The organism is Rhodobacter calidifons (assembly GCF_011174775.1).
GTDB lineage: Bacteria > Pseudomonadota > Alphaproteobacteria > Rhodobacterales > Rhodobacteraceae > Tabrizicola > Tabrizicola calidifons.
The window spans coordinates 38,397-60,025 of record NZ_JAANHS010000009.1; the positions used below are offsets into that span (position 1 = coordinate 38,397).

Genomic DNA, 21,629 nt, shown 5'->3' on the forward strand with positions numbered 1-21,629 from the left:
GGAGCCTTTCCAGGCTCCGGTCCGGAATTTTCAGAAATTCCGGGGATTTACCGACCGGCGGGGTTCTTCTCCAGTGCCTCGCTGCGGGCGATGGGCATCTTGTCGATGGAGTTGATGATCTCGCGTCCGTCCCAGGGCAGGGGCTTGCGGATCGAGGGTTTCCAGTCCTTGTCCATCAGCACCAGCGAAAAGCCCCGGGGCCGCAGTTTCCGGCGCAGTTCGGAGGGGTTCGCAGGGTCGGTGTCGATGATGAGGATGACGTCGCGGGCCTCGAACTGCGGGTAGTAGCGGGTCAGAAGCTCCATCTGCCGCAGGAAGGCGGGGTCGGCCGGGCTGTCGGCAAACACGATGACCGGGCGGCGGCGGAAGATGAGGTCGGCCTCGACCACTTCGGTGGCAGGGACCGGGGCGAAGGTCGGGGGCTCCTCGACCGGATCGGCAAGGGCCGGGGCCTCGTCGGCCCGGGCGGAAAGGGTAAGTGCCGGTATGGCAAGGGCCAGGACGGCAAGGAACGGACGACGGGCGACGGCTTTCATGGCCTTGATATAGGCGGCTTTCGGCAAAAGCCCAAGCGTCAGATCGGCACGGAACGGAGAGAGAGATGGCAGAGCTGAAGCAGTGGGAGGCGCTGGCCTCGAAGGAGCTGAAGGGCAGGGACCCTTCGAGCCTCAACTGGCAGACGCTGGAGGGGATCACGGTCAAGCCGCTGTACACGGCGGCCGATGTCGAAGGCCTGCCGCAGATGGACGAGTTGCCGGGCGTGGCGCCGTTCACACGGGGCGTGCGGGCGACGATGTATGCCGGGCGGCCCTGGACGATCCGGCAATATGCGGGGTTTTCCACCGCCGAGGCGTCGAATGCCTTCTACCGCAAGGCGCTGGCGGGCGGGCAGCAGGGGGTCTCGGTGGCCTTCGATCTGGCGACGCACCGGGGCTATGACAGCGATCACCCGCGTGTGGTGGGGGATGTGGGCAAGGCCGGGGTGGCGATCGACAGCGTCGAGGACATGAAGATCCTCTTCGACGGCATCCCGCTGGAGAAGATCAGCGTTTCCATGACGATGAACGGGGCGGTGATCCCGATCCTGGCGAATTTCATCGTGGCGGGGGAAGAGCAGGGGGTGGCCCGCAAGGATCTGTCGGGGACGATCCAGAACGACATCCTGAAGGAATTCATGGTGCGGAACACCTATATCTATCCGCCCGAGCCTTCGATGCGGATCATCGCGGACATCATCGAATACACCAGCCGCGAGATGCCGAAGTTCAACTCGATCTCGATTTCCGGCTACCACATGCAGGAGGCAGGCGCGAACCTGGTGCAGGAGCTGGCCTTCACGCTGGCGGACGGGAAGGAATATGTGCGCACCGCCGTCGCGCGGGGGATGGATGTGGACGATTTCGCCGGGCGGCTGTCGTTCTTCTTCGCCATCGGCATGAACTTCTTCATGGAGGTGGCCAAGCTGCGGGCCGCGCGGATGCTGTGGCACCGGATCATGTCCGGGTTCGGGGCGAAGAAGCCCTCCAGCCTGATGCTGCGGACGCATTGCCAGACCTCGGGCGTCAGCTTGCAGGAGCAGGACCCCTACAACAACGTGATCCGCACCGCCTATGAGGCGATGGCGGCGGTGCTGGGCGGCACGCAGTCGCTGCACACCAATGCGCTGGACGAGGCGATCGCCCTGCCGACCGAATTCAGCGCCCGGATCGCGCGCAACACGCAGCTGGTCTTGCAGGAGGAGACGGGGATCACCCATGTCGTCGATCCTCTGGCCGGGTCCTACTATGTGGAAAGCCTGACCGCGCAGCTGGCCGAGGAAGCCTGGAAGCTGATCGAGGAAGTCGAGGCGATGGGGGGCATGACCAGGGCGGTGGCCAGCGGCATGCCGAAGCTGCGGATCGAGGAGACGGCGGCGCGGCGGCAGGCGATGATCGACCGGGGCGAGGAGGTGATCGTCGGGGTCAACAAGTATCGCAAGGACAAGGAAGACCCGATCGACATCCTGGACATCGACAACATGGCGGTGCGCGAGGCTCAGGTCGCGCGGCTGAAGGCGGTGCGGGCAAGCCGCGACGAGGCGCGCTGTCAGGCGGCGCTGGCAGAACTGACGCGGCGGGCGGCCGAGGGGGGCAACCTTCTGGAGGCGGCGGTGGAGGCGGCCCGGGCACGGGCTTCGGTCGGGGAGATTTCGGACGCGATGGAAAAGGTGTTCGGGCGGCATCGGGCCGAGGTGAAGACGCTGGCGGGGGTTTATGGTGCGGCCTATGAGGGCGACGCGGGGTTCGAGGCGATCCAGCGGGATGTGGAGGCCTTTGCCGAAGCGGAAGGGCGACGGCCGCGGATGCTGGTCGTCAAGATGGGACAGGACGGGCACGACCGGGGGGCGAAGGTGATCGCCACGGCCTTTGCCGACATCGGGTTCGACGTGGATGTGGGCCCCCTGTTCCAGACGCCGGAAGAGGCGGCGCAGGATGCCATCGACAATGATGTGCATGTCATCGGGATTTCCAGCCAGGCGGCGGGGCACAAGACGCTGGCGCCGAAGCTGATCGAGGTGCTGAAGGCGCGGGGGGCAGAGGACATCCTTGTCATCTGCGGGGGGGTGATTCCGCAGCAGGACTACGACTTCCTGAAGGGGGCCGGGGTGAAGGCGATCTTCGGGCCGGGGACCAATATTCCGGCGGCGGCGAAGGAGATCCTGGACCTGATCCGCGCCGCGCGGGCCTGAGCGGGTGCGTTCTGCCGACCGGTCCGCGCGCCAGCCCTGCCTCCGGAAGCAGGGTTTCGGACAGGCGGGTCAGGTTGTGGGCACGGGGGGCGAGACCCGGTCCGCACAGGCGTCCGCAGAGGCGCCGCGGTCGCCGAAGCCGGGCACGCGCCGGCTGCGGCAGGTGGCGGTCCGGCCGGACCGGCATGCCGGGCAGTCGCCGCAGGCAAGGGTCTTGCGCCCCTGGCGTGAAGGGCGGCGGCGCATCAGGTTCCCTTGTAGTGGTTCAGGCAGAAGACCCGGATCGCCGAGGCGAGCCCTTCGTCCCCGCGCCGGGCGGCGTCGATTTCCGCGGCCAGCGCATTGAGGGGGGTGTTCCTTGCGGCGGCGATGGCGCGGAAGGCGTCCCAGAATTCGGGCTCCAGTGAGACCGACGTGCGGTGGCCGCGGAGGGTGAGGGAGTGCTTGGCGGGGCGCGTGGTCATGGGGCGACCGTAGCGCAACGGCTGGGCGGGGACAAAATCCTTCGAAGGATTTTGCAAAACTTTTCGAAAAGATTTGCGGCCCGGACGCGCCGTCAGTTCAGGACATAGACCGGCTCTCGGTTGCAGAAGATGATGAACTGGCCGGCGTTTTCGACCACGCGGAAGCCGCGGCGGCGGACTTCATGCAGGAAGCGGTCGCGACCGATCAGGCGTTCTACGTCGGCCACCTTGCGGCGGACGGTTCCGCCTTCTGCAACGCTTTTGGCGGAGAACAGGTGGACGATCCATTTCTCGGGGGAAATCACGTCAGGCAGTTGGGTCATCGGCGCACCTCCTGCCGCAACTCTGCCAAGGCAGGGTTAACGGCGGGTTACTCCGTCTCGCGCCTGTGGGCGTCGAGGTCGCGGGCGGCCTTTTCGGCGCGGGCCTTGTCGAGGTCGCGCTCGGCCCTTGTGCGGCCGTGCTTCGCGGCATTCGCATCTGCCTGTGAGCGGGCGGCCTTGCGGGCCGCCTGCTTTTTCACGGTGCGGAGGTTGACGATCTCGGCCATCAGCCTTTCGGGCCGATCATGTCCTCGGGACGCACGATGCGGTCGAAGGTCTCGCCATCGACAAAACCCAAAGCGATCGCCTCTTCGCGCAGCGTCGTGCCGTTCTTGTGCGCGGTCTTGGCGACCTTGGTCGCGTTGTCGTAGCCGATGGTCGGCGCAAGTGCCGTCACCAGCATCAGCGATTCCTTCATCAGCTTCTCGATGCGCGGAATGTTGGCCTGGGTGCCCACCACCATGTTGTCGGTGAAGCTGGAGGCCGCATCGCCCAGAAGCTGGATCGATTGCAGCACGTTGTAGGCCATCATCGGGTTGTAGACGTTCAGCTCGAAATGGCCCTGGCTGCCGGCAAAGCCCACGGCGGCGTCGTTGCCCATCACATGGGCGCAGACCATGGTCAGCGCCTCGGCCTGGGTCGGGTTGACCTTGCCCGGCATGATCGAGGAGCCGGGTTCGTTTTCCGGCAGGATCAGCTCGCCCAGACCCGAGCGGGGGCCGGAGCCCAGAAGCCGCAGGTCGTTGGCGATCTTGAACAGGCTGGCGGCCACCGTCTTCAGCGCGCCCGAGAACATCACCATCGCATCATGGGCGGCGAGCGCCTCGAACTTGTTCGGGGCGGTGACGAAGGGCAGGCCGGTGATCTTCGCGATCTCGGCCGCCACGCGCACATCGAAGCCCTTGCGGGTGTTCAGCCCCGTGCCAACGGCGGTGCCCCCCTGGGCCAGTTCGTAGATGTGCGGCAGGCACAGCTTCACCCGCTCGATCCCGCGATCGACCTGGGTCGCGTAGCCCGAGAACTCCTGGCCCAGCGTCAGGGGCGTGGCGTCCTGGGTATGGGTGCGGCCGATCTTGATGATGTCCTTGAACTCGTTGGACTTCGCCCAGAGCGCCCTGGACAGCTTCTCCAGCCCCGGCAAGAGCACATCGCGGCTGTGCATCCCGATGGCGACATGCATCGCGGTGGGGAACGTGTCGTTCGAGGACTGGCCCATGTTCACATGGTCGTTCGGGTGGACCGGCTTCTTGGACCCTTTCACCCCGCCCAGCATCTCGATGGCGCGGTTCGAGATCACCTCGTTCGCGTTCATGTTCGACTGGGTGCCGGACCCGGTCTGCCAGACGACCAGCGGGAAGTTGTCGTCGAACTTGCCTTCGATCACCTCTTGCGCGGCGGCGACGATGGCATTGCCAAGCTCGGCCGAAAGGTCACCCTGCGCCATGTTCACCACGGCGCAGGCGCGCTTGATGACGCCAAGCGCGCGGATGATCGGGACGGGCTGGCGTTCCCAGCCGATGGGGAAGTTGATGATCGACCGCTGGGTCTGCGCGCCCCAGTACTTGTCGGCGGGCACCTCAAGGGGGCCGAAGCTGTCGGTTTCGGTACGGGTCGCGGTCATGGGGGGCTCCTCGCAGGCTCTCGCGCGTCCCATAGCGCCGGGAGCGCGGAAAATCAATCCGGCATGCAATGGTATACCGAAATCTCAGGCGCGGCGGAAGCGGTAGACCGTCGCGGGCGGCAGGTTGGCCCAGACCTTGTGGCCCTTGTTCACCTTGAGGCGCAGGGCCTCGATGGTTTCCGGCGGCAAGGGCGGGCGGGGGCCATAGGTGAACTGCACATAGTGGCCGCGCGGGGCGAGGATGGCGAAGGCGGCACTGACAATGCCTTCGCGCACATCGGGCGGCATCGACAGGAGCGGCAGGCCCGAGATCACCGTGCCGACCCCGGGCTCGACCAGCCGGGCGGCCTCTTGCGCGGGCCGCTGATGCACGGTCACGCCGGGGAACTTCTTGCGCAGGTGGTCAACGAATTCCTCGTCCAGCTCGAAGAGCGTGAGGTTTTCGGGGGGCACGCCGCGCGCGAGGATCGCCTCGGTGAAGCGGCCGGTGCCGGGGCCGAATTCCACCACCGGGCCGCTGTTCGGGCCAAGCCCCAGTGTCATCGCCCGCGCCAGGGTGCGGGACGAGGGCGCAATCGCCGACACCTGCCGGGGGTTCTTCAGCAGCCGCCGGCGGAACAGCGCAAGGTCGGACATCAGTGCTTGCGGAACTGATCGAGCGAGACGATCTCGGCATCGTGGCGTTCGGGTTCGGCCTCGACCTCGATGTCGGCTTCGGCCTCTTCCTCGTCGTCCTCGTCCTGTTCCTGCGTCTCGAAGCGCAGCCCGAATTCCACCGACGGATCGACGAAGGTGCGCAGCGCGTCGAAGGGAATCACGATGGGTTCGGGATTGTTGCCGAAGTTCAGCGTGACGCTGAAGCCTTCGTCGGTGACGGTCAGGTTCTCGAACCAGTGTTGCAGGACCACGGTCATTTCCGTGGGATAGCGTTCCCGCAGCCAGTCGGCCATCTGCACGTCGGGATGCGTGGTGTCGAAGGTGATGAAGAAATGGTGCGCGCCGGGCAGACCATGCGCGGCGACATCGGTCAGCACCGACTGGATCAGCCCCCGCATCGCACGGTGCATCAGGTTGCCGTAGTCGATACTGCGTGCCATCGGCGCCGTCCTTTCCCGGTTGGGTTGCAGCATAGGGGATTCGGAGGCCAAGGGAAGGGGTGGCCGCGCGGTCGGTGACGCAGAGGTCAAAGAACCGCCGCCGTGGCGGAGGCAACGGCCGACAGACCCAGCACGATCCCGAGGTTCCAGCGCCGCAGCAGAAGCGCCCAGGCGGCAAAGGCCGCGACAAGCGCGGGCAGGGGCCGCAGGCTGGTCGGGTCGGGCCAGGTCAGGTGCAGCGGCCCGCGGCTGGCCTGAGGAACGCTGGCAAACAGGACATGCAGCGCGAACCAGAGCGAGAGGTTGGCGATGACGCCCACCACCGCGGCGGTGATCGCGGCCGTAGCGCCCGAGAGCCGCGGCATGTGGGTCAGCCGGTCGATGAAGGGGGCGCCGGCGAAGATGAACAGGAACGAGGGAATGAAGGTCATCCACAGCGCGACGGCCGCCCCCGCCAGCCCCAGCGGCCAGCCGCCGGTCTGGTGCGCGGCAAGATAGCCCACGAATTCGTTGACCAGGATCAGCGGACCGGGGGTCGTCTCGGCCAGGCCCAGGCCGTCGATCATCTGCCTTGGGGTCAGCCAGGCCTTTTCCTCCACCACCTCCTGCGCCATCCAGGCCAGCACCGCATAGGCCCCGCCGAAGGTCAGGACCGCGAGTTTCGCGAAGAAGATGCCGATCTCGGCCAGCCGTTGCGGAGCGGCAAGGACGAGGAGGGCGAGGGGAACCAGCCAGATCGCGCCCCAGACGAGCCCGGCCCGGATCGAGCGGGCAAGTGCGGCCGGCGGTGCCGGGGCCGGGGTGCTGCTGCCTGCCGTGCGGAAAAAGCCCCAGAGCCCGGCGGTCAGGATGATCAGCGGGAAGGGCAGGTCCAGCGCGAAGAGGCCCAGGAAGGCGGCCAGCGCGATGAGGGAGGCCTCGCGCGATTTCAGGGCCCGTTTCGAGACGCGCATCAGGGCCTCGATCACGATGGCGATCACGGCCGCCTGGACGCCGGTGAACAGCGCGGCCACGAGGGCGACCTGTCCCAGGGCCGCGTAGATCAGCGACAGCAGAAGGACCACGATCGCCCCGGGCAGGACGAAGAGCCCTCCGGCGATGAGGCCCCCGGTCACGCGATGCAGCCGCCAGCCGATCCAGGTGGCAAGCTGCATCGCCTCTGGCCCGGGCAGCAGCATGCAGAAGGACAGGGCGCGCAGGTAGTCGGGTTCCGGGACCCAGTTCTTCTCGTCCAGCACGACGCGGTGCATCAGCGCGATCTGCGCCGCCGGGCCGCCGAAGGACAGGCAGCCGATCCGGGCGAAGGTGCGGGTCAGGTCGGCAAGGCTTGGGGCGGTCATGATCAGTCCGGAGTGCGGCGGTCGTGGCGTCGCAGGGCAGGGAAACAGAACGGCGGGACGCAGCTAGGGGTGGATATGCACCAGACCGCCGGTCTCGCCTTCCAGGGGTCCGTGCTCGGCCGAGGTCGGCTTCTGCAAGGCGGCGAGGAGGACGGGGACCGGGGTCCAATAGGGCACATACCATTCCTGATCCACCTCAAGCACCAGCGCGCGGTCGGTGGCGGCGTCATAGGCGCCGATCAGGCTGACATGCGGGCCGTCCCAGTCGCCGGTGACGACGCCCTGGTTGAAGTCGATCATGACCACATCGGCGGCGCTTTCCTCGTTCCGGGCCAGCACCGCGCGCAGGGCCTCTACACTGTCGGGGCGGATCGCGGTGGCGGTCTGGCTCATGCCGCGCGCCTTCAGGGCGGCGGCGGTGAAGTCCAGCAGTTGCTGGAAGGTCACCCCGTCGCCGCCTTCGGCCGAAAGGGCGGCCCATTCGGCATTGCCCACCAGGTCAAGGAGGGCGGGTTGGGTCATCACCGGGTCCTCCGCCGCCGCCGGCAGGCCCTGAAGCCCGTTCAGCGCGGCGGTGACTGCGGCGATGGAACAGGCCGAACTGGTGAACTGCGGTTTCACGAAGGGCGCGAAGGCCCAGTAGTCGGGTGCGGGGCTGGTGCGCAGATAGGCGTAATCGACCGTCACGGCCACGGCATCGGGCCCGAGTTTCGGCTGCGCAGGCTCGGCCAGGGCAGGTGCGGCGAGCAGGGCGACGAGCAGGACGGCGCGGCAGGGATGCATCGGGGAACCTTCGGGCGGGGCGGTTGCGGGGCGATGCGCAGAAGGCTAGGGACAGGTCCCCGGGCGGTCAAGCGATCTGGAGTCAGCCGATGGGCTTCGTCAGTTCGCGCAAGAGCTTGCGCCGCAGCGTGACGGCATGGTCCCCAAGGCCCCGCGCGGTGACGACAAAGCCGTCGGGCGTGACGATCCGGCGCCGGTAGTGGGGGTGATCGGGATGGCCTGGCCGGCCTAGTCGATGGCGATGGCATTGATCGAGATGCCCGCGGCGATCGCCTCGTCCCGGGCGCGGGCGTCGATGAAGCCCGGCTTCTCCTGACCGTCACCGGACCTGTCGATGACGCGGCGGGGGCGGTCAGGCAGAGAAGGAGGGCCGCGCGCAGCATTTGGCCGGATGGGGCGGCCGGCGGTCTGTGGCAAGCTGCTCGTCGGGAACGGCGTCCCTCCTTGCTGTCGGTCGCAACGAGGAGACGACGTCGAACGAGGAGCCGTCGAACGAGGAGCCGTCGGGGAAGGTGCAGGTTTCTGTTGCCAGGTACCTGCGAACCCCGCCTTGCGGGGCTAACCGCAAGGACTTGGTTTTGGTCTTGCGAGCCGCTTACGCGGCCAGCGCCACCGGAGCACGGTTGTCGTTGGCAACTGTGATCATGGACCGATAACGGTGGTACCTCACCGAGCGAAAGCTGGCCTCTTTGGTCGTTCGTCGATCCTATTTCGGCCCCTTGCCCCCGCAACGAACGGGTGTCTGGTGGAGCCGCCGGGTACCGCCCCCGGGTCCGAGCCGATTATTACAGGTGCGTTTATCGCCATAGTCGGGTTGCCCCGACAGCAGTCAATATAGGCGGCAGCGGCGGGGGACGCAAGGGCGGGGGGCGCTTGCAGAAAGCTTGCGCGAGGCGGGAAATCAAGGGGATGGCCGAGGATGGGCAAGCACGGCACGCGCGGAACGGCAGGGCCTTCCACCCTGACCTAGCCGGATCGGGACTGGACGACCGACACGTCCTTCCGCCCGGCCTCGACCGCCCGGCTGGCCTGATCGGCCAGACCGATCCCGGCCTGGGTCATCGTCTGGTAGATATGCGTCGCCCCGGCGGACCTGAGCCGCTGGACGTGATCCTCGTAAAGCGCATGCGAGACGATCGGGCCGGAAAAGCCCTTCTGCCGCAGGGCACGCGCGGCGCTTTCCTTGGCCTCGACACTGTCCATCGCCAGGATGACGCACTCCACCGCCGCCATGCGCAAGCCGCGCCAGAACCCGGCATCCTCGACATCGGCAAAGAGCACGTTGCGGCCCGCGGCGACATGGCCGGCGACGCGGTAGGTATCGGCGTCGATCCCCACGATCCGGGCGGGGCCGCCGTCGAGCCGGTCGTAGGCGGCGGTTCCGGTGCGCCCCATGCCGAGGATCAGCACGCTGGCCGTGCCGAGATCGGTCGGCAGCTCGTCGCGGTGGACGCGCCGGGGCTCGAACCGGCCGAGCCAGGGCTCGATCCGCTGAAACAGGCGCTGGGACAGCCGGTCGAGCTGTGCGGCGAAGAGGAAGGACAGGCTGACGGTCAGCGCCAGAGGCACCAGCCAGTCGGGCAGCACCCCGGCGGCGACGATCAGGCTGAACTCGGAATAGGAGGTCAGGTTGACAGCGGCAAGGAAGGCGGTGCGGGCGCGCAGCCGGGACATGAGGAGAAGCGCAAAGAACAGCGCCCCCTTCAGCGGCAAGAGCAGCACAAGCAGCACCGCGATCAGCAGGTCGCCCGGCCCGGGCAGCCCCGACATGCCGATCTGAAGAAAGAAGCCGACGAGGAACAGCTCCTTCAGGCTCCAGAGCGCATCCGACAGTTCCTTGGCGCGCGGGTGGGTGGACAGAAGGATGCCCATCGCGAGCGCGCCGATTTCCGACCCCAGTCCGACCGCATCGAAGACGGCGCCGCCAAGGACCAGCGACAGCAGCATGCCCACCAGCACCAGAAGCTCGTCATGGCCGGAAATGTCGAGCAGCCAGTGCAGCACCGGGCGCAAGAGCGGCAGGGCGGCAAGCAGGGGGATGGCCCAAGGCGAAGGGGTCTGGCCGCTGAAGATGGCCAGCACGGCCAGCGCGATGATGTCCTGCACGATCAGGATGCCGATGGCGGTGCGGCCGTAGAAGGCGCGGATGTCGCGCCTGGCTTCCAGCACCTTGGCCGAGAAGACGGTGGAGGAGAAGGACAGGACCACGCCCAGCAGCAGCGCCGTCCGCCCGTCGAGGGCAAGGAAGAGCGTCAGCCCGAGGCTGAGGACCGCGGTGGTGACCGCGCTCTGGACCAGCGCGCCGGTCAGGACCTGCGGCTGCGCCAGCTGGCCGAGCCGAAGCTTCAGTCCGACCCCGAACAGCAGCAGCAGCACCCCGAAATGCGCGACATGGTCGAGGACGGGGCTGGCATAGTCGGGAAGGCCCAGCGGCGGTCCGGCGGCATGGATGGCGAAGCCCGCCAGCAGGAAACCCACCAGCGGCGGCAGGCCGACCTGGCGGACGGCCAGCCCGAAGACGAAGGCGAAGCTGAGGCAGAGGGTTTCGAACATGGCAGACGGGCCTCGGTTCAGTCCGGATTACCGGCCGGATCGGGCGCGCGCAACCGGAATGGTCGGTCGGGCCGGCTGGCGCGGCGTCAGGCCCTTGCCCGTCGCGCTGCCGGTTCCGCCGCAGGTCATCGGCAGAGACCCTGCCCCGGGGAAGCCCGCCACGAGAGACGTTCCCCTGCGCCGATCGGCAGGCGGCAGACGCAAGGCGCCCGGGGGAGATCCCCCGGGCGCCCGGTTCCCGGTCGGGTCGTGTCAGGCCGGATGCCTGATCAGAACCCCGACTTGATCATCTCGAATTCCTCGATCATGCGGTCGCGCATCGCGGTCGAGGGCGGGTCCTGGACGAAAAGCGGCGTGTCGATCGGATCGACGAAGGCGGCCTTCAGCGCCTCGGGCGGGATCTCGGCCATGGCCGCATCGTTGGCCAGCGCATAGCCGATCGCGTCCAGCAGGGGCTGGGCCGAGGAATGGGCGAGCAGCGAGTTCATCAGGTCATAGGCCTTGTCCTCGGACCCCGGGCCGTTCTTCATGTTGACGAAGCCGCAGAACCAGGTCGCCGCCCCCTCGGCCGGGGCGCGGTTGAAGCCCACGGGGAAGTTCTCGGCCTGAAGGATGGCGACGGGGTCGTTCCAGGACCAGGCCACCTGCACCTCGCCCGAGGCCATGAGCTGCGACAGTTCCGAAGGGTCGGCCCAGTAGGCGCGGACGTTGGGATGCACCTTGCGCAGCCAGTCGGCTGCGGCCTGGAACTGTTCGTCGGTCACGTTGTCCCACGAGGTCACGCCGGTTGCCATGAAGGCCAGCGACCAGACGTCGTCGGTGTTGTCGGGCAGCGCGATGCGGCGGGCGTACTTCGGGTCGGCGAAGACCTGGACCGTCGCCACATCCTCGACCGGGACGGTTTCGGTGTTGTAGGCGATGGCGGTGTAGGCATAGTCGGTCGGGATGAACCACACGCCCTGGTCGTCCTTGAAGGCATCGGCCATGCGCGCGGGGATATTGGCGAATTCGGGGATGCGCGAGACATCCCAGGGCTCGATCAGGCCGGCCTCCATGTAGCGGGGCACGGCGGCGGCGCAGGGGTGGACGACATCGGTGCGGAAGCCCGAGGAGACCTTCTGGAAAGCCTCGTCGTCGTCGGCGAAGAAGATGTAGGTCGGCTTCTGGCCGTGCTTTTCGACATAGGGTTGCAGCATGCCGTCGATCTCCCAGCCGGCCCAGTCGAGCACGGTCAGCTCCGGATCGGCGGCACGGGCGGCGACGGACAGCGACAGCACCGAGGCTGCGCCAAGAAGGGCGATGGATCTGCGGCTCATTTGGGCTCCTCTGCATGGCATGCCGGCGGCAGCGAAGGTCGCCGGTCGTTTGGTGTTCGCGGACGGAAACGGGGGCCCCCTCGGCGCCCGTCGATGCGGTCAAGTTGGTCAAGCGGCCGCAAAAGGACAAGGGGAAAGTGCAGGATTTCGCGGCCTGCGCCGCAGGAAGCTGCGCAAATTCGGGTGACCGGGCGTCAGGCTGCCCGATCGCGGGGCGATCGACCTTCGGGCATCCGGGTTTGGCGGGGGGGCGGCAGGAGCAGCCCCCGGGGTTGCGCGCGGGCGGCGGGCTTGCTAGGTCTGGCCGCGAGGTCGGGGCTGCCCGGCCTCTGGCGCGCGGCGAGACATCCGCGCGTCCGGCTGGAAGACCTGCCGCAGACGGGACCGTCCCGCACTGCGTGCGGCCGCCCGGCCTGCGGCCCCAGAAGGGAGTCGCGCCGTGGCGCTTGATCTTGATTTCGTCCGTTCGCAGTTTCCGGCCTTTGCCTCGCCGGTCCTGTCCTCCCATGCCTTCTTCGAGAACGCCGGCGGAAGCTACCCCTGCGTGCAGGTGGTGGACCGGCTGACCCGCTTCTACCGCGACCGCAAGGTGCAACCCTACGGGCCCTATCCGGGGGCGCAGGCGGGCGGGGCCGAGATGGACGAGGCGCGCGACCGGCTGGCGGCGATGATGGGGGTGGCGCGCGAGGAAGTGTCCTTCGGGCCTTCGACCAGCGCCAACACCTATGTGCTGGCGCAGGCGGTGCGGACCTGGCTGTCCGGGACGGGCGGCGCGGTGGTGGTCACGAACCAGGATCACGAGGCAAACTCCGGCGTCTGGCGGCGGCTGGCCGAGGCGGGGATCGAGGTGCGGGAGTGGAAACTGGACCCGGCGACCGGGTCGCTGGATCCCCAGGCGCTGGCGGCGCTGCTGGCGGATGGCAAGGTGCGGCTGGTGTGCTTTCCGCACTGTTCCAACGTGATCGCCGAGATCAACGACGTCGCGGCGATCTGTGCGATGGCCAAGGCTGCCGGGGCGCGGACCGTGGTGGACGGGGTGAGTTACGCGCCGCACGGTTTCCCGGATATCCCGGCGCTGGGCTGTGACGTCTATCTGTTCTCGGCCTACAAGACCTATGGGCCGCATCAGGGGATCATGGTGCTGCGTGAGGCCTTCGGGATGGAACTGCCGGGGCAGGGGCATTTCTTCAACCATGGGGTGCTTTACAAGCGGCATACGCCCGCCGGGCCGGATCACGCCCAGATCGCGGCCTGCGCGGGGATGGCCGATTACATCGACGCCCTGGCCGAGCGGCACGGGATCACCGGCGATGCGGCCGCGCGCAACCGCGGGGTGCATGACCTGATGCGCCGCCAGGAAATGGCGGTGATCCAGCCCTTGCTGGACTATCTGGGCGGTCGGAACGACCTGCGGCTGCTCGGGCCGCGCGACGCGGGGCGGCGGGCGCCGACGGTGGCGGTCGAACTGGACCGTCCGGCGGAACCTGTCAGCGAAGAGCTCGGCCGCGCGGGCATCGCCTGCTGGGCGGGCGATTTCTATGCGGTGCGGCCTCTGGAGGCCCTGGGCATCCCGCGCGAGAAGGGGGTGCTGCGGATGTCGGCGGTGCACTATACCAGCGCCGAAGAGGTCTTGCGCCTGATCACCGCGCTGGACCGGCTGCTTTAGGCCGTGCCAACCGGCGCGCTGGCGCGCAAGCCCTTGCGGCCTTCGCTTGCGCATGAAGCCCCGCAAGGGAAGGTGTCGGGGGGCTTCGCGCTCCGCCCCCCCCCCCCCCCCCCCCGCCGCATGGATATTTTTGCAGGGTTGAAAGGGGTTAGGGTGATCTGTCCCGCCGGGGCGGTCGTAATGTCGGCTGTGTGAAGGGCTGGGGAATGACTGACGCGCCGTTGATCCTGTGGTTCCGCCGCGACCTGCGGCTGGGCGACCAGCCGATGCTGGCGGCGGCGGCGGCCCTGGGGCGTCCGCTGCTGCCGCTGTTCATCCTGGATCCGGAAACCGAAGCCCAGGGCGCGGCGCCGAAGTGGCGGCTGGGGCTTGCGGTCGCGGCCTTTGCCGAGGCGCTGGAGGCAAGGGGCCTGCGCCTCGTGCTGCGTCGGGGGCCGGCGCTGGAGGTCCTGCGCGGGCTGGTGGCCGAGACGGGTGCGGCCGGGGTCTGGTGGTCGCGGCTCTATGATCCGCCAAGCGTTGCACGCGACACCGCGGTCAAGACGGCGCTGAAGGGCGCAGGGCTGGAGGCGCGCAGTTTCGCCGGCCACCTCCTGCACGAGCCCTGGGAGGTCGAGACCGGGCAGGGCGGGTTCTACCGGGTGTTCACGCCGTTCTGGAAGGCCGTGCGGGACCGGCCGGTGCCGCCTCCGGCGCCGGCGCCGGACCGGCTGCGGGGCCTCGACAGCTGGCCGATGTCGGACCGGCTTGCCGACTGGCGACTCGGCGCGGCGATGCACCGGGGGGCCGAGATCGTCGCGCGGTATCAGGCGGTGGGCGAGGCGGCGGCGCGGGCGAAGCTGGCGGCCTTCCTCGCCGGACCCGTGGCGCGCTACGGCGAGTTGCGGGATGTCCCGGCGGTGGCGGGAACCTCGCGACTGTCCGAGAACCTGACCTATGGCGAGATCGGGATCCGCGAGGTCTGGCACGCGGCGCTGCGGCGGCGCGAGGAGGGGGCCGCCGGGGGGGCGGAGAGCTTCCTGCGCGAGCTTGCCTGGCGCAATTTCAGCTATCACCTGATGCATCACACGCCGCAGATCACCCGCAGCAACTGGAAACCCGAATGGGACGCCTTCCCCTGGCGCGGCGACAGCGCCGAGGCCGAACGCTGGCGGCGGGGCATGACGGGAGAGCCCTTCGTCGATGCGGGCCTGCGCGAGATGTATGTCACGGGAACGATGCACAACCGGGTGCGGATGGTCGTGGCAAGCTATCTGACCAAGCATCTTCTGACGCATTGGCGGCTGGGCCTGGACTGGTTCGCCGACTGCCTGACCGACTGGGACCCGGCGGCGAATGCGATGGGGTGGCAATGGGTTGCGGGGTCCGGACCGGACGCCGCGCCCTATTTCCGCGTGTTCAACCCCGCGGGGCAGGCAGAGAAATTCGATGCCGGAGGCGCCTATCGGCGGCGGTTCCTGGCCGAGCTGTCGCCCGACCCCGGAGCCGAGGCGCTGGCCTATTTCGACGCGGTGCCGCGGTCCTGGGCGCTGCGGCCCGATCAGCCCTATCCCGCGCCGGTGGTGGACCTCGCCGAGGGGCGCGCGCGTGCCCTTGCGGCATATGGAGCACGAAATGCTTGAGCAAAGCCGCGCCTTTGGCGAAACTGGCGGCGAAAAGACCCTGTGGGGGGGGACATGGACGTACTGACGACGGTCGAGGGCCAGCGCAACCTGCCGCGCTACTTCGCGCGCGCCTTCGAAGTGGCCAGGCGCCTGGGCGAAGGCCGGCTGGACTTTGTGCTGCCCGACGGACGGCGCTTTCGCATCGAGGGCCGGGCTCCGGGCATCGCGGCCGAGCTGCGGGTGGTGAACCCCGATCTGTTCGCGCGTCTGGTGCGCGAGGGGGATCTGGGCTTCTGCGATGCCTATCTGGACGGCTGGTGGACGACGCCCGATCTTCAGGCATTCCTGGACCTGATCCAGCGCCCGGCCAACAATGCGGTGGGCGACAGCTATCCGGGCATGGCCCTGGTGCGGGCCTACGAACGGCTGCGGTTCTGGTTGCAGTCGAACTCCAGACGGCAGGCGCGGAAGAACATCCAGTACCATTACGACCTGGGCAACGACTTCTACCGGCTGTGGCTGGACGACACGATGACCTATTCCTCGGCGATCTTCGAGAATCCGCAGGAAAGCCTGGAGACGGCGCAGCGCCGGAAATATGCCAGCATGATCGACCAGATGGGTGCGCGGCCCGGCGAGCATGTGCTGGAGATCGGCTGCGGCTGGGGCGGCTTTGCCGAATATGCCGCGAAGGAACGGGGCCTGCGCGTGACCGGCCTGACGATCAGCAAGGCGCAGCACGATTATGCGGTCGAGCGGATCGCCAGGGCCGGCCTGTCGGACCGGGTGGAGATCAAGTTGCAGGACTATCGCGACGAGCGCGGATCCTACGACGGGATCGCCTCGATCGAGATGTTCGAGGCGGTGGGCGAGAAATACTGGCCGGTCTATTTCAACACCCTGCGCGATCGTCTGAAACCCGGGCGCAACGCCACGCTTCAGATCATCACCATCGCCGATGCGCGCTGGCACCTCTATCGCCGGGGCGTGGACTTCATCCAGAAATACATCTTCCCCGGCGGGATGCTGCCCGCGCCCTCGGTGCTGCGCGCCGAGGTGGAGAAGGCGGGACTGCGGGTCAAGGGCTCGATCGAGTTCGGGCAAAGCTACAGCCTGACGCTGCGCCGCTGGCATGAGACCTTCGCCGAGCGCTGGGGCGAGGTGAAGAAGCTGGGCTTCGACGACCGCTTCAAGCGGATGTGGGACTTCTACCTCGCCTCTTGCGCGGGCGCCTTCCAGGGTGGAAACTGCGACGTGACGCAGATCACGGTGACGCGTCCGAACTGAGGACAGCTGCGAATGGCATCCGCCCTGCCGACCGCCTCGAAACTCATGGCCGCCATCAGCTTTGCGGTCGTGGGCTGGATCATGGCCAATTATTACGCGATGAACATGCCCGATGCCTCGTCCGCCGGACCGATCCGGGAAGGCGCGGCGGTGCTGGGGCTGTTCGTGGGCTGGATGGTGATGGGGCCTTCGGTCGGCAAGGGCTATGTCGAGGCGGCCGGCGCCGGGATCAAGACCGCGGTGGTGCTGGCGGTGGTGGCGCTGTTCATGCTGGCCCTGCGCGAGATGCTGCAAAACTCGGTGCGGATGCGCTATGACGGCGCGCTGGAGGCGATCCTGGATGTGTTCCATACGATGGCGCAGCGGTCGCAGGCGGTGCTGTCGCTGGGCGTGTTCGGGTCGGTCTTCCTGGGCGGGATGATCGCCGGCCTGGTCAGCGAGAACGCGGGTCGCCGCTGGAAGTGACGTGACCGGGATCCCGCAGGACTGGCCTCCGGCGCTGCGGTCGCTGGTGCAGGGCGCCGGACCGGCCCAGACGGCCGCGCGGGCGGAATATCTGAGGGCGGTGCTGGGGCCGGGCGGTCCGCCTGACGGGGCGGAAGGGCTGGCACTTGCAGCGCTGGTGCTGCGGGGGGTCGGACACCTGCCGGTCGAGCTGGCGATCCGGCGTCTGCCCGGCCTGAGGGTCGAGGCGGCAAGCCGGGTGCGGGCGGCTGCGGCTGCCGGGCGCGGGCTGCGCGAGGGGGCGGGAGAGGTCGAGGCCGGGGCGGTCGAGCCGTCCCATGCCGGGTTCTTCGCGGTGGATGTCCACCGTCTGCGCCACCGACGCTTTGACGGCAGCCTCAGTGCGGAACTCGTGCGCGAGGTCTTTGTCGCCGGCGATGCGGTCACGGTCCTGCCCTATGATCCGGTGCGCGACCGGGTTCTGCTGATCGAGCAGTTCCGCATGGGGCCTTTCGGTCGCGGCGATCCCTTGCCCTGGCAGCTGGAGGCGATCGCCGGTCGGATCGACCCCGGCGAGACGCCGGAAGCCGCCGCCCGGCGCGAGGCGATGGAAGAGGCCGGGCTGGTGCTGGGCCGGCTGGAGAAGGTGGCGGAATACTACCCGACGCCCGGCGCGGTGACCGAGTATCTGTATTCCTACGTCGCGTTGTGCGACCTGCCGGACGGCGTGGCGGGTCTGTTCGGGGCCGCGGATGAGGGCGAGGACATCAAGGGGCATCTGATCAGCTTCGATCGGCTGGTCGAGGTCATGGCCTCGGGCGAGATCGGCAATGCGCCGCTGCTGCTGACCGTGCTGTGGTTGCAGCGCGAACGGGCACGGTTGCGCGGGTAGGGAAGGTGGGCGGATCGCCCGCCCTGCGTGTGGACAGTCTTTCCGCGTCAGCCCCCTGGCCGGCCCCCGGAGGGTTTCACACCCTCCGGACCTCCCGTGGAGTATTTTCCCATGGGCAAGAGCTAGAGGTTCAGGCTGACCCAGGCGCCGTTGCGGGCGGAGGACCTGACGCAGGCATCGACGAAGGCGACGCCTTCGAGGCCTTCCTTGAGGCCGGGGAAGGTTGTACCTTCGGGGACGGGGGTGCCCGCCTTTGCGGCGCGGATGGCGCGGGCGGCCTCGGTGTAGATGTTGGCGAAGCCTTCGAGATAGCCCTCGGGGTGGCCCGGCGGGATGCGGGAGACGCGGGCGGCCTCGGGGCCCGATCCGGCGCCGCCACGGGTGATCAGTCGTTTCGGCTGGCCGAAGGGGGTGAACCAGAGGTAGTTCGGGTCCTCCTGCGCCCATTCCAGGCCCCCCTTGGTGCCATAGACGCGCAGGCGCAAGCCGTTCTCGTTGCCGGGTGCCACCTGGCTGCACCAGAGCATGCCCTTCGCGCCCCCCTTGTAGCGCATGAGCACATGGCCGTTGTCATCGACCCTTCGGCCGGGGACGAAGGCGGTGAGGTCGGCGGCGAGCGTGTCGAGCGTGAGGCCGGTGACGAAACTTGCCAGGTTGAACGCGTGTGTGCCGATGTCGCCGGTCGATCCCCCCGCGCCGGACCGCGCCGGATCGGTGCGCCAGTCGGCCTGCTTGTTGTCCACCGGCTCTGTCAACCAGTCCTGGACATACTCGACGTTCACCAGCCGCAGCTCGCCCAGCTCTCCGGCGGCGATCATCGCCTTCGCCTGCCGGATCATCGGATAGCCCGTGTAGTTGTGGGTCAGGGCGAAGACCACGCCCGAAGCCTCGGCCGCCTTGGCCAGTTTCTTCGCCTCGGCCAGCGTGGCGGTCAGCGGCTTGTCGCAGATGACATGGATCCCACGCTTGAGGAACTGCATCGCCACCGGGGCGTGCATGTGGTTCGGGGTCACGATGGCCACCACGTCGATGCCGTCCTTGCGCCGCGCCTCTTTCGCGGCCATCTCGGCAAAGCTGGTATAGGCGCGCGGGACGCCGAGGTCGTTGGCGGAGGCCAGCGCCTTCTCGGGGTTCGAGGAGAAGGCCCCGGCGACCAGCTCGTACTGGTCGTCGATCCGCGCGGCGATGCGGTGGACCGCGCCGATGAAGGCGTCGCGCCCGCCCCCGACCATGCCAAGGCGCAGGCGTTCGGGGCGGGCGGTATGGGCGGCGTCGATGGGCATGGCTTACCTCGTCTCGTCTTTCATCTGTCTGCAAATATCCCACGGGGGTGCGGGGGTGTGAAACCCCCGCTTCCGCGCTCAGTCACCAAGCCCCAGCATCCGCCGGTTGGCGGCGCGGTCGGTGCCGGCATCGGCGAAATCGTCGAAGGCCTTCTCGGTCACGCGGATGATATGGGCACGCACGAAGTCCGCCCCCTCGCGCGCCCCGTCCTCGGGGTGCTTCAGGCAGCATTCCCATTCCACCACCGCCCAGCCGTCGTAGCCGTACTGGGTGAGCTTCGAGAAGATGCCGCCGAAATCGACCTGCCCGTCGCCGGGGGACCGGAACCGGCCCGCGCGGTTGACCCAGGACTGGAACCCGCCATAGACGCCCTGGCGGCCTGTGGGGTTCAGTTCCGCGTCCTTGACGTGGAACATCTTGATCCGCTCGTGGTAGATGTCGATATTGGAAAGGTAATCAAGGTGTTGCAGGACATAGTGGCTGGGGTCGTAGAGCATGTTCGCGCGGGCATGCCCCTTCACCCGGTCGAGGAACATCTCGAAGGTGACGCCATCGTGCAGGTCCTCGCCGGGGTGGATCTCGTAACAGACGTCGACGCCGCAATCCTCGGCATGGTTCAGGATCGGGAGCCAGCGGCGGGCAAGCTCGTCGAAGGCTTCCTCCACCAGCCCCGCCGGGCGCTGCGGCCAGGGGTAGAGATAGGGCCAGGCGAGCGCACCCGAGAAGGTGGCGTGGGCGGTCAGCCCGAGGTTCCTTGACGCGGTCAGCGCCTTCTTCACCTGATCCACCGCCCAGGTGGCCCGCGCCTTCGGGTTGCCGCGGACGGACGGGGCGGCAAAGCCGTCGAACTGGGTGTCATAGGCCGGATGCACCGCGACCAGCTGGCCCTGAAGGTGGGTGGAAAGTTCCGTCACCTGAAGCCCCGCCTCAGCCGCCACTCCCTTCACCTCGTCGCAATAGTCCTTCGAGGCCGCCGCCTTCTCCAGATCGAAGAGCCGCCCGTCCCAGGAGGGCACCTGCACCCCCACATAGCCGCAATCCGCCGCCCACTTCGTGATCGACCCCCAGGAATTGAACGGCGCCGCATCCCCCGCAAACTGCGCCAGAAACAGCGCTGGTCCCTTGATCGTCTTCATCAGCTTCCTCCTATCTCCGGCCTATCGGCCGCATTCCACCTTGACCGGAACCTCCAGCCCCTGCCGGTCGGTCCAGTCGCGTTTGTCGATCTCGGCCACCAGCGCGCGGGCGAGGAATTCGCCGGCACGGCCCACATCCTCGCGCACGATCAGGATGTCTCGGCGGAAGCGGCGCAGGATCGGGATGGCCTCCTTGGCCACGGCATCGAAGTCGCGTCCCAGCACGAGGCCCGATCGCTCTGCCCCCGCAATCGCGGCCATCGCGGCCGTGGTCGAACCCAGCAGCAGCCCGTCCGGTGGGTTCGGCTGCGCGAAGCGGGCGGCAACGGCGGTCTCGACCGCGTCGCCAGCCGAATCCGAGGTGACGTCGGACGCCACCTCGAACGGCAGGCCGAGCAGCGCGGATTCGTCCGAAAAGCCGACGGTCATGTGCCGTGCATACATGTGGGACCGCGGCGGGGCGATAAGCAAGAGCCGCCTGCGACCGCGTTCAGCCAGCGCGCGGGCGCCGAGGCGGCCGTAGGCTTCATTGTCGAAGTCGAAATAGGGATGGTCGATGCCCATGTCGCTGCGGCCGTGCGCCGCGAAGGGGAAGCCGTGGTCGTGCAGATAGCGGATGCGCGGGTCGTCTTCCTTGGTCTGGTTCAGGATGATGCCGTCGGCGCTTTCGGTTTCCACGATGTAGCGGATCGGGTCCATCGGGTCCTGGTCGGGGAAGAAGGGGGTCACGATCAGGTGGTAGGCGGTGCCGCGCAGCGCATTGGCGATGGAATAGATCAGGCGCGAGGTGTGGTTCATCACATCGGTCTCGGTCGAAAGCACCAGCGCGATGACATTGGTCTTGCCTGTGCGCAGGCGCACACCGGCACGGTTCGGCCGGTAGCCGAGCAGGGCGGCGGTCTCGCGCACGCGGCGCTTGGTGTCCTCGCCGATGTCGGGGGCATCCTTCAGCGCGCGGGATACGGTGGCGATGGCAAGCCCGGTCGCGGCGGCGATGGTCTTGAGCGTGGGCCGGACCTCCGAATCAGGGGCTGGAGGATCAGTCAGCGTTGCCATGGCGCCTCCCGGAAGTTTCCTGCCCGGCCGGCGCC

At 68.1% G+C, this 21,629-nt stretch carries 21 protein-coding genes and 1 other RNA gene; 6 read left to right on the forward strand and 16 right to left on the reverse strand.

Annotated elements, in window-relative coordinates; genetic code table 11:
- Positions 1-47 precede the first annotated feature (47 nt).
- On the reverse strand, positions 48-536 hold the full coding sequence (locus G8O29_RS12560; RefSeq protein ID WP_166403585.1) for a DUF4174 domain-containing protein: 489 nt from the start codon (positions 534-536) through the stop codon (positions 48-50).
- A gap of 65 nt (positions 537-601) precedes the next feature.
- On the opposite strand from G8O29_RS12560, the gene scpA reads away from it, so the two are divergent.
- Positions 602-2,728 (forward strand): methylmalonyl-CoA mutase, encoded by a 2,127-nt coding sequence (gene scpA, locus G8O29_RS12565; RefSeq protein WP_166403586.1) that lies wholly within the window; start codon positions 602-604, stop codon positions 2,726-2,728.
- A gap of 245 nt (positions 2,729-2,973) precedes the next feature.
- Here the strand turns inward: scpA and G8O29_RS12570 are convergent, their stop codons facing one another.
- The 12 genes from G8O29_RS12570 to G8O29_RS12625 form a co-directional block, all read right to left on the reverse strand.
- Positions 2,974-3,192 (reverse strand): ribbon-helix-helix domain-containing protein, encoded by a 219-nt coding sequence (locus G8O29_RS12570; protein ID WP_166403587.1) that lies wholly within the window; start codon positions 3,190-3,192, stop codon positions 2,974-2,976.
- 92 nt (positions 3,193-3,284) lie between these two features.
- The gene (locus tag G8O29_RS12575; protein WP_166403588.1) at positions 3,285-3,515 is read right to left on the reverse strand and encodes an N-(5'-phosphoribosyl)anthranilate isomerase; all 231 of its coding nucleotides are present in this window, start codon (positions 3,513-3,515) and stop codon (positions 3,285-3,287) included.
- A gap of 47 nt (positions 3,516-3,562) precedes the next feature.
- Positions 3,563-3,742 carry a DUF4169 family protein gene (locus G8O29_RS12580; protein ID WP_166403589.1) on the reverse strand — a complete coding sequence of 60 codons (180 nt, stop codon included), beginning with the start codon at positions 3,740-3,742 and terminating at the stop codon, positions 3,563-3,565.
- On the reverse strand, positions 3,742-5,136 hold the full coding sequence (gene fumC / locus G8O29_RS12585) for a class II fumarate hydratase (RefSeq protein ID WP_166403590.1): 1,395 nt from the start codon (positions 5,134-5,136) through the stop codon (positions 3,742-3,744). Before fumC ends, G8O29_RS12580 begins: the two co-directional genes overlap by 1 nt.
- 84 nt (positions 5,137-5,220) lie before the next feature.
- Positions 5,221-5,772, reverse strand: coding sequence for a class I SAM-dependent methyltransferase (locus tag G8O29_RS12590; RefSeq protein WP_128513719.1), 552 nt, complete (start codon positions 5,770-5,772; stop codon positions 5,221-5,223).
- Positions 5,772-6,233: an SspB family protein gene (locus G8O29_RS12595; protein ID WP_166403591.1), complete on the reverse strand. Its 462-nt coding sequence runs from the start codon at positions 6,231-6,233 to the stop codon at positions 5,772-5,774. The genes G8O29_RS12590 and G8O29_RS12595 overlap by 1 nt, the downstream gene beginning before the upstream one ends.
- Before the next feature lie 86 nt (positions 6,234-6,319).
- Entirely contained in the window at positions 6,320-7,573 is a 1,254-nt protein-coding gene (gene chrA / locus G8O29_RS12600; RefSeq protein WP_166403592.1) for a chromate efflux transporter, read from the reverse strand.
- A gap of 63 nt (positions 7,574-7,636) precedes the next feature.
- Positions 7,637-8,356 carry a phytochelatin synthase family protein gene (locus G8O29_RS12605; RefSeq protein ID WP_166403593.1) on the reverse strand — a complete coding sequence of 240 codons (720 nt, stop codon included), beginning with the start codon at positions 8,354-8,356 and terminating at the stop codon, positions 7,637-7,639.
- A 228-nt stretch (positions 8,357-8,584) separates the two neighbouring features.
- Entirely contained in the window at positions 8,585-8,773 is a 189-nt protein-coding gene (locus tag G8O29_RS12610) for a DUF1194 domain-containing protein (protein WP_166403594.1), read from the reverse strand.
- A 94-nt stretch (positions 8,774-8,867) separates the two neighbouring features.
- Positions 8,868-9,220, reverse strand: a transfer-messenger RNA (tmRNA) gene (ssrA, locus tag G8O29_RS12615).
- Positions 9,221-9,322: 102 nt separating this feature from the next.
- Positions 9,323-10,909: a cation:proton antiporter domain-containing protein gene (locus tag G8O29_RS12620; RefSeq protein ID WP_166403595.1), complete on the reverse strand. Its 1,587-nt coding sequence runs from the start codon at positions 10,907-10,909 to the stop codon at positions 9,323-9,325.
- Between the two features lie 269 nt (positions 10,910-11,178).
- Positions 11,179-12,225, reverse strand: coding sequence for an ABC transporter substrate-binding protein (locus G8O29_RS12625; RefSeq protein WP_166403596.1), 1,047 nt, complete (start codon positions 12,223-12,225; stop codon positions 11,179-11,181).
- 439 nt (positions 12,226-12,664) lie between these two features.
- On the opposite strand from G8O29_RS12625, the gene G8O29_RS12630 reads away from it, so the two are divergent.
- From G8O29_RS12630 to G8O29_RS12650, 5 genes are all read left to right on the forward strand, one after another.
- Positions 12,665-13,891: an aminotransferase class V-fold PLP-dependent enzyme gene (locus tag G8O29_RS12630; protein ID WP_166403597.1), complete on the forward strand. Its 1,227-nt coding sequence runs from the start codon at positions 12,665-12,667 to the stop codon at positions 13,889-13,891.
- Between the two features lie 206 nt (positions 13,892-14,097).
- Positions 14,098-15,513 (forward strand): cryptochrome/photolyase family protein, encoded by a 1,416-nt coding sequence (locus G8O29_RS12635; protein WP_166403598.1) that lies wholly within the window; start codon positions 14,098-14,100, stop codon positions 15,511-15,513.
- 54 nt (positions 15,514-15,567) lie between these two features.
- A complete protein-coding gene (locus G8O29_RS12640; protein ID WP_166403599.1) occupies positions 15,568-16,782 on the forward strand; it encodes an SAM-dependent methyltransferase in 1,215 nt (404 codons plus the stop codon).
- A 12-nt stretch (positions 16,783-16,794) separates the two neighbouring features.
- Entirely contained in the window at positions 16,795-17,247 is a 453-nt protein-coding gene (locus G8O29_RS12645) for a TrgA family protein (RefSeq protein ID WP_166403600.1), read from the forward strand.
- A 1-nt stretch (position 17,248) separates the two neighbouring features.
- Positions 17,249-18,118, forward strand: coding sequence for an NUDIX domain-containing protein (locus tag G8O29_RS12650; RefSeq protein ID WP_367890175.1), 870 nt, complete (start codon positions 17,249-17,251; stop codon positions 18,116-18,118).
- Between the two features lie 122 nt (positions 18,119-18,240).
- Here the strand turns inward: G8O29_RS12650 and G8O29_RS12655 are convergent, their stop codons facing one another.
- The 3 genes from G8O29_RS12655 to G8O29_RS12665 form a co-directional block, all read right to left on the reverse strand.
- A complete protein-coding gene (locus G8O29_RS12655) occupies positions 18,241-19,401 on the reverse strand; it encodes a Gfo/Idh/MocA family protein (RefSeq protein WP_242679103.1) in 1,161 nt (386 codons plus the stop codon).
- Positions 19,402-19,479: 78 nt separating this feature from the next.
- A complete protein-coding gene (locus tag G8O29_RS12660) occupies positions 19,480-20,538 on the reverse strand; it encodes a sugar phosphate isomerase/epimerase family protein (protein ID WP_166403601.1) in 1,059 nt (352 codons plus the stop codon).
- A 21-nt stretch (positions 20,539-20,559) separates the two neighbouring features.
- Positions 20,560-21,594 (reverse strand): LacI family transcriptional regulator, encoded by a 1,035-nt coding sequence (locus tag G8O29_RS12665; protein ID WP_166403602.1) that lies wholly within the window; start codon positions 21,592-21,594, stop codon positions 20,560-20,562.
- Positions 21,595-21,629 lie beyond the last annotated feature (35 nt).

Bases quoted from the DNA above. Each gene is read 5' to 3' on its own strand.
- G8O29_RS12560 (WP_166403585.1), bottom strand. From the start codon at position 536: ATGAAAGCCGTCGCCCGTCGTCCGTTCCTTGCCGTCCTGGCCCTTGCC.
- scpA (WP_166403586.1), top strand. From the start codon at position 602: ATGGCAGAGCTGAAGCAGTGGGAGGCGCTGGCCTCGAAGGAGCTGAAG.
- G8O29_RS12570 (WP_166403587.1), bottom strand. From the start codon at position 3,192: ATGACCACGCGCCCCGCCAAGCACTCCCTCACCCTCCGCGGCCACCGC.
- G8O29_RS12575 (WP_166403588.1), bottom strand. From the start codon at position 3,515: ATGACCCAACTGCCTGACGTGATTTCCCCCGAGAAATGGATCGTCCAC.
- G8O29_RS12580 (WP_166403589.1), bottom strand. From the start codon at position 3,742: ATGGCCGAGATCGTCAACCTCCGCACCGTGAAAAAGCAGGCGGCCCGC.
- fumC (WP_166403590.1), bottom strand. From the start codon at position 5,136: ATGACCGCGACCCGTACCGAAACCGACAGCTTCGGCCCCCTTGAGGTG.
- G8O29_RS12590 (WP_128513719.1), bottom strand. From the start codon at position 5,772: ATGTCCGACCTTGCGCTGTTCCGCCGGCGGCTGCTGAAGAACCCCCGG.
- G8O29_RS12595 (WP_166403591.1), bottom strand. From the start codon at position 6,233: ATGGCACGCAGTATCGACTACGGCAACCTGATGCACCGTGCGATGCGG.
- chrA (WP_166403592.1), bottom strand. From the start codon at position 7,573: ATGACCGCCCCAAGCCTTGCCGACCTGACCCGCACCTTCGCCCGGATC.
- G8O29_RS12605 (WP_166403593.1), bottom strand. From the start codon at position 8,356: ATGCATCCCTGCCGCGCCGTCCTGCTCGTCGCCCTGCTCGCCGCACCT.
- G8O29_RS12620 (WP_166403595.1), bottom strand. From the start codon at position 10,909: ATGTTCGAAACCCTCTGCCTCAGCTTCGCCTTCGTCTTCGGGCTGGCC.
- G8O29_RS12625 (WP_166403596.1), bottom strand. From the start codon at position 12,225: ATGAGCCGCAGATCCATCGCCCTTCTTGGCGCAGCCTCGGTGCTGTCG.
- G8O29_RS12635 (WP_166403598.1), top strand. From the start codon at position 14,098: ATGACTGACGCGCCGTTGATCCTGTGGTTCCGCCGCGACCTGCGGCTG.
- G8O29_RS12640 (WP_166403599.1), top strand. From the start codon at position 15,568: ATGGACGTACTGACGACGGTCGAGGGCCAGCGCAACCTGCCGCGCTAC.
- G8O29_RS12645 (WP_166403600.1), top strand. From the start codon at position 16,795: ATGGCATCCGCCCTGCCGACCGCCTCGAAACTCATGGCCGCCATCAGC.
- G8O29_RS12655 (WP_242679103.1), bottom strand. From the start codon at position 19,401: ATGCCCATCGACGCCGCCCATACCGCCCGCCCCGAACGCCTGCGCCTT.
- G8O29_RS12660 (WP_166403601.1), bottom strand. From the start codon at position 20,538: ATGAAGACGATCAAGGGACCAGCGCTGTTTCTGGCGCAGTTTGCGGGG.
- G8O29_RS12665 (WP_166403602.1), bottom strand. From the start codon at position 21,594: ATGGCAACGCTGACTGATCCTCCAGCCCCTGATTCGGAGGTCCGGCCC.